This window comes from Kitasatospora putterlickiae, from assembly GCF_039527695.1.
GTDB classification, from domain to species: Bacteria; Actinomycetota; Actinomycetes; order Streptomycetales; family Streptomycetaceae; genus Kitasatospora; species Kitasatospora putterlickiae.
The window spans coordinates 6,361-11,766 of sequence record NZ_BAAAKJ010000138.1 but is presented as its reverse complement, the minus strand read 5'-3'; the positions used below and the strand labels follow the sequence as shown (position 1 = coordinate 11,766).

The 5,406-nt window shown below is 74.5% G+C and carries 6 protein-coding genes; 2 read left to right on the top strand and 4 right to left on the bottom strand.

Annotated elements, in window-relative coordinates; genetic code table 11:
• The coding region (locus tag ABD308_RS14860) for a M23 family metallopeptidase (RefSeq protein ID WP_344333723.1) at positions 1-579 on the top strand (579 nt) is incomplete at its 5' end.
• Positions 580-961: 382 nt separating this feature from the next.
• Positions 962-2,506, top strand: a complete 1,545-nt coding sequence (locus tag ABD308_RS14855; protein WP_344333722.1) for an APC family permease — start codon at positions 962-964, stop codon at positions 2,504-2,506.
• A gap of 15 nt (positions 2,507-2,521) precedes the next feature.
• Here ABD308_RS14855 and ABD308_RS14850 read toward each other — a convergent pair whose 3' ends face one another.
• The 4 genes from ABD308_RS14850 to ABD308_RS14835 all read right to left on the bottom strand — a co-directional run.
• Entirely contained in the window at positions 2,522-3,250 is a 729-nt protein-coding gene (locus ABD308_RS14850; protein WP_344333721.1) for a DUF2470 domain-containing protein, read from the bottom strand.
• A gap of 144 nt (positions 3,251-3,394) precedes the next feature.
• Positions 3,395-3,802: a RidA family protein gene (locus ABD308_RS14845; RefSeq protein WP_344333719.1), complete on the bottom strand. Its 408-nt coding sequence runs from the start codon at positions 3,800-3,802 to the stop codon at positions 3,395-3,397.
• 74 nt (positions 3,803-3,876) lie between these two features.
• Entirely contained in the window at positions 3,877-4,629 is a 753-nt protein-coding gene (locus tag ABD308_RS14840) for an IclR family transcriptional regulator (protein ID WP_344333717.1), read from the bottom strand.
• Positions 4,626-5,406, bottom strand: a 781-nt coding sequence (locus tag ABD308_RS14835) for a PfkB family carbohydrate kinase (RefSeq protein WP_344333715.1), incomplete at its 5' end; no start/stop codon positions are given. The genes ABD308_RS14835 and ABD308_RS14840, both read right to left, overlap by 4 nt.

The window sequence follows — 5,406 nt, the reverse complement described above, 5'->3', positions numbered from 1 at the left end:
CCGGCCGCCCCGGCTGCCAAGCCCGCCGCTCCGGCCACCAAGCCCGCCGCGCCCGCCGCTCCGGCCACCAAGCCGGCGGCTCCGGCCGCCAAGCCGGCCACCCCGGCCGTGAAGCCGGCCGTCCAGAACACCACCGCCGCCCCGGTGGCCACCCCGGTCGTCGCCGCCACCTCCGGCTACGTCGCCCCGCTGGCCAACCCGAAGCTCGGCACCGCCTACGGCGTGGCCGGCTCGATGTGGTCCTCCGGCCACCACACCGGCGCCGACTTCGTCGCCTCCACCGGCACCCCGCTGCGCGCCATCGCGGCCGGCACCGTGGTGAAGGCCGGCAACGGCGGCGCCTACGGCAACGAGGTCGAGATCAAGCTCGCCGACGGCAAGTACGCCCAGTACGCGCACCTCTCCTCGATCGGCGTGAAGGTCGGCCAGGCCGTCACCGCCGGCCAGCAGATCGGCCTCTCCGGTGCCACCGGCAACGTGACCGGCCCGCACCTGCACTTCGAGGTCCGCACCGGCTCGGAGTACGGCTCGGACATCGACCCGATCGCCTACCTGCGGGCGCACGGCGTCGCGATCTGACCTCCGGTCGGATCACCTCCGCCACCGCTGGGTGCGGGGCGAAGCGACTCTCCCGGAATGGTCATGTCGGGTGACCGCTCGACCGGGTGATCGCCGCACCTCCAGCGGAACGACGGGCGCGGGACACGCCCGTCCGGCCGGCCCGGTTCGCGAGACCTCCCTCGCGGGCCGGGCCGGCCGCCGTCGTACCCGGGCTCGTACCCCGGGTCGAACGGGTCGGGTCGAACGGGGCGGGCCGTACTCGAACAGGGCGTCAACCCCGCGGGGGTGACGGCGGGTCACCTCTCGTTGCGGGACCGTCGGCCCTGCCCCGATGCTGTCGGGCAGTCATCGTCCGGCCGGTCCGGCGGGCGGCACAGCCACGACGGGTGAAGGGGGTCGGATGGCCGACCGGAGCGGGGACGCGGAGCGGCGGCCGGAGGTGGACCGGCTGAAGGCGGACTCGGTCGGCCTGGCGGGCGTGGTGTTCATGGCGGTCGCCACGGCGGCGCCGATCACCGCGATGACCGGCAACCTCCCGATCGTGGTCGGCCAGGGCAACGGCGCCGGCGCACCGGCCGCGTACGTCTTCGTGACCCTGGTGCTCACCGTCTTCTCGGTCGGCTACGTGGCGATGGCCCGCCACATCACCGCGGCCGGGGCGTTCTACGGCTACATCTCGCACGGTCTGGGCCGGGTCGCCGGGATGGCCTCGGGGCTGCTGGCGGTGCTGGCGTACATCGTCTTCGAGGCCGCGGTCATCGGCTTCTTCGCGTACGCGCTGCGCGGGCTGGTCGCGGCACAACTGGGGGTGGAACTGCCCTGGGGCTGGTACGCGGCGCTCGGGCTGCTGGTGATCGGGGTGATGGCCTGGTTCGACCTGCACCTGACCGCGCGGGTGCTCGGGGTGGCGCTGGTGCTGGAGATCACCGTGCTGGGCGCCGTCTCGCTGGCCGTGCTGTTCACCGGCGGCGGGCCGGACGGGATCGTCGGTGAGGCCCTCGATCCGCTGAACGCCTTCCGCGGCGTGGGCGGCGGCGCGGGTGCCGGACTGGGGCTGTTCTTCGCGTTCTGCTCCTGGGTCGGCTTCGAGTCCACCGCGATGTACGGCGAGGAGTCGCGCGACCCCAGGCGGGTGGTGCCGAGGGCGACGCTGATCTCGGTGATCGGGGTCGGGCTGTTCTACGTCCTGGTCTCCTGGATGATCGTCTCCGGCAACGGGGCGCGGCACGCGGTGGACGTCGCCAACGGCCTGGTCCCCGGCAAGGACGGCAACAGCCTGTTCTTCGACCCGCTCGGCGAGCACTTCGGCGGCTGGGCGGTCACGGTGTTCCAATGGCTGGTGGTGAGCGGCTCGTTCGCCTGCGCGATGGCCTTCCACCAGTGCGCGGCCCGGTACCTGTACGCGATCGGGCGCGAGGGGTTCATCCACCCGGCGCTGGGGCGCACCCATCCGCGGCACGGTTCGCCGCACGTCGCCTCGCTGGTCCAGTCGGCGATCGGGGCGGTGCTGGTGGCCGGGTTCCTGGTGGCCGGGATGGACCCGTACACGCACCTGTACACGCTGCTGGCGCTGCTCGGGACGATGGCGATCCTGATCGTGCAGACGCTCTGCTCGTTCGCGGTGGTCGGCTACTTCCACGTGCGGGGCCGGCATCCGGGGACCCGGCACTGGTTCCGGACGCTGGTCGCGCCGCTGGCCGGCGGGGTGGCGATGGCGGGGGTGGTGGTCCTGCTGGTGATCCACAAGGACGCCGCCGCCGGGGCGGCCGCCGGCACGCTGCTGTTCCGGCTGATCCCGTACCTGGTGATCGGCACCTTCCTGGGCGGGATCGGACTGGCGCTGTGGACGCGCGCCCGCCGTCCTGAGCGGTACGCCCGGATGGGGCGGATCGTCCTGGAGGACGCGGCGGAGCGCGCCGACGACGCGGCGCCGGTGGGCGCCTGACGGCCCGTCGGTGGTTCAGGGGCGGCGGGCGGGCAGCGTCTGCTCGGCGGCGGTCAGCAGTTGGTGCACCCGGTGGCCGAACTCGTCGGCGTCGCGGGCCGGTTCGAGGAAGACCAGGCGGACGTCGCGGTGGCCGTTCGGGTGGTCGAGGCGGAGCACCAGGCCGTACCGGTCGAGGGCGAGCGGGCGGACGGCGGGTCGTTCGACGAGCAGGGCCGGGTCGAGTAGCCGGGTGAGCCTGGCGAGCGCGTCCGGGTGGTCGTCGGCCAGGTGGGTGAGCAGGCCGGCCTCGTAGCGGGCCAGCGGGTCGGGGGCGGCGGCCGCGAGGTCGGCGCCGGTGATCGCGGTGGTGCCGTACGGCGTGGAGAGCACCGCGTGGGCGACGTCGAGGCGGAGGTGGACGCTGAGGCCGTCGTCGGCGAGGTGGGCGAGGTGGAGCCGGCCGGCCAGGGTGAGCCGGCCGCGGACCCGGTCGCGGACGGCCACCGGGGCGATGTCGGTGAGGTCGAGCACGACGGCCAGGCCGTCCTGTTCGCGGGCGGCGGCGACGGTCAGCGGGGCGTCGAGCGGGGCGCGCAGCCGCAGCCGGGAGCCGTGCACCGAGACGGCGGTGGTGAGTTCGTGCGGCTCGCCGCAGGCGCGGACGACCACCGAGGAGGTGGCGGCGAGCAGGCTGCCGATCCGCTCGGCGGCGCTCGGCTCGGAGATCTCGGTCGTCTCGGCGTCGTGCGGGTGCGGGCTCATGCGGTCGGGACCTCCGGCGGGCGCTCAGCCTGTTGGTTAGGTGAGCCTAACCTAACGATTCACGGGGAGGTGGGCAAGACGCCGGGTGGGCGGATGCGCGAAGGGCCCGGACGAGGTCCGGGCCCTTCGGTCGCGCCGACGAGGTCAGCCGATGACGGCCTGGGCGTCGATCTCCACCAGCATCGGCTCCTGCGGCAGCTCGACGAAGATCGTGGTGCGGCAGGGCTTCACGCCGCCCGGCTTGACGTTCTCGTCGATGAACTCGGCGTAGACCTCGTTCATCAGCGGGAAGTCGGCGCGCTTGGTGAGGTAGACGCGGAACATCACCACGTCCTCGATGGTGGCGCCGCCCGCCTCGACGATCGCCTTGACGTTCTCCAGCGTGCGCCGGGTCTGCGCCTTCACGTCGCCGTGGTACAGGTACTCGCCGGTGGCCGGGTCCTGCGGGCCCTGGCCGGAGACCTGGAGGATCGGGCCCTTGCGGACGCCCTGGGAGAACATCCAGGCCGGGGCGGGGGCGCCGTCGGTGCGGATCTCGGTCTTGTCGCTCATGCGGGTGTGTTCGCTTCCTCGGTGGGGTGCGGTCGGGGAGGTGATGGCCGGTTCGGGGGTTCAGGGATCAGGGATCAGAAGTGGCCCGGGGTCTGGCCGCAGTCGGCGGAGATCGCCCGGGTGGTGGCGAGGAGCGCCGGCAGCAGCTCCAGCACCTGCTCGTACGGCAGGACGACGTCCGGGACGGAGATCGAGGCGGCGGCGACCACCCGGCCGCTGGCGTCCCGGATCGGCGCGGCCACGCAGTTGATGAACGCCTCGTGCTCCGCGTGGTCCTGCGCCCAGCCCTGGACGGCGACCTTCTCCAGCTCCGCGAGCAGCGCCTCGGGCGTCGCCAGGGTGCGGGGGGTGTGCGGGACGAAGTCGATCCCGGCCACCACCCGGCGCCGCTCCGGCGCGGGCAGGTCGGCGAGCAGCACCTTGGAGACGGCGGCGCTGTGCAGGGCGGCGCGCAGGCCGATCCGCGAGTACATCCGCACCGGGTGGCGGGAGTCGTACTTGTCGATGTAGACCACCTCGCCGCCCTCGTACGCGGCCAGGTGCACGGTCTGGCCGGTGGCGGCGTTCAGCTCGGCGAGGTGCGGGGCGGCGATCCGGCGCACTCCGCGCTGCTCCAGGGCCAGCCCGGAGAGGGCGAACAGGCCCGCGCCCAGGTGGTAGCGGTAGCCGGCGTCCCGGTAGACGAATCGTTCCTCTTCGAGGGACTGGAGCAGTCGCAGCACGGTCGTCTTGTGCACGCCGAGGACCTCGGCCAGCTGGTCCAGGGAACGCTCGCCCTCGCCGAGTTCGGCGAGGATGCGCAGGGCGCGGGTGACGGTCTGGCTCATGGGGCTCCAAGGGCCGGGGCGGTGGCCGGTCGAGGGTCGGCGGCACCGCCCTCGGGGGCGGCGGTCGCCGTGGTGTGCGCGGGGGCGGTCGGTGCGGGCAGGACAGGGGACACGATGCCATCCGCGGAGACCCGGGTGGCCGCCCAGTGCTCGGGTGCGGCGTCGAGCAGCGCCGCGACCACCTCGGCCGGCGGCAGCTCGGCCTGGTCGCCGTGGGCGGTCAGCGCGCAGGCCGCGCTGAGGTGGCCCAGCCGCAGGCGGCGCCGCTGGTCGAGGCCGCGAACGGTGCCGGCCAGGTAGCCGGCGGCGAAGGCGTCCCCCGCGCCGGTCGCCTCGACCACCTCGACGGTCAGCGCCGGTTCGGTGACCGCGCCGCCGTCCCGCTCGATCGCGGTGACCTGCCGGGCGGCGTCCTTGACCACCACCGTGGCGGGGGAGGGGAAGCGCCGGCGCAGTTCCCGCGGGTCGCCGGTGCCGAAGGCGGTCTCGGCCTCGTCGGCGCCGAGCAGCAGCAGGTCGGCGGCGTCCAGCAGCGGCGGCAGCACCGAGGGGTCGCGCTCGCGCCAGAGCGCCGGGCGCCAGTTGAGGTCGAAGCTGACCAGCCGGCCCGGGCGGCGGTCGGCGAGCAGCGCGCGGAGCAGGGCGAGGCAGTCGTCGGAGAGCGCGGCGGTGATGCCGGACAGGTGCAGCAGCCGGGCCCCGTCCAGCAGCCGGGTGGCGGCCGGGTCGGCCAGCAGGGCCGGGGAGAGCGGGGCGGGGGCCGCGCCGCGGCGGGCG

What these genes read in the sequence shown, in the direction of transcription:
- ABD308_RS14855 (WP_344333722.1), top strand. Translation starts at nt 962, where the DNA reads ATGGCCGACCGGAGCGGGGACGCGGAGCGGCGGCCGGAGGTGGACCGG.
- ABD308_RS14850 (WP_344333721.1), bottom strand. Translation starts at nt 3,250, where the DNA reads ATGAGCCCGCACCCGCACGACGCCGAGACGACCGAGATCTCCGAGCCG.
- ABD308_RS14845 (WP_344333719.1), bottom strand. Translation starts at nt 3,802, where the DNA reads ATGAGCGACAAGACCGAGATCCGCACCGACGGCGCCCCCGCCCCGGCC.
- ABD308_RS14840 (WP_344333717.1), bottom strand. Translation starts at nt 4,629, where the DNA reads ATGAGCCAGACCGTCACCCGCGCCCTGCGCATCCTCGCCGAACTCGGC.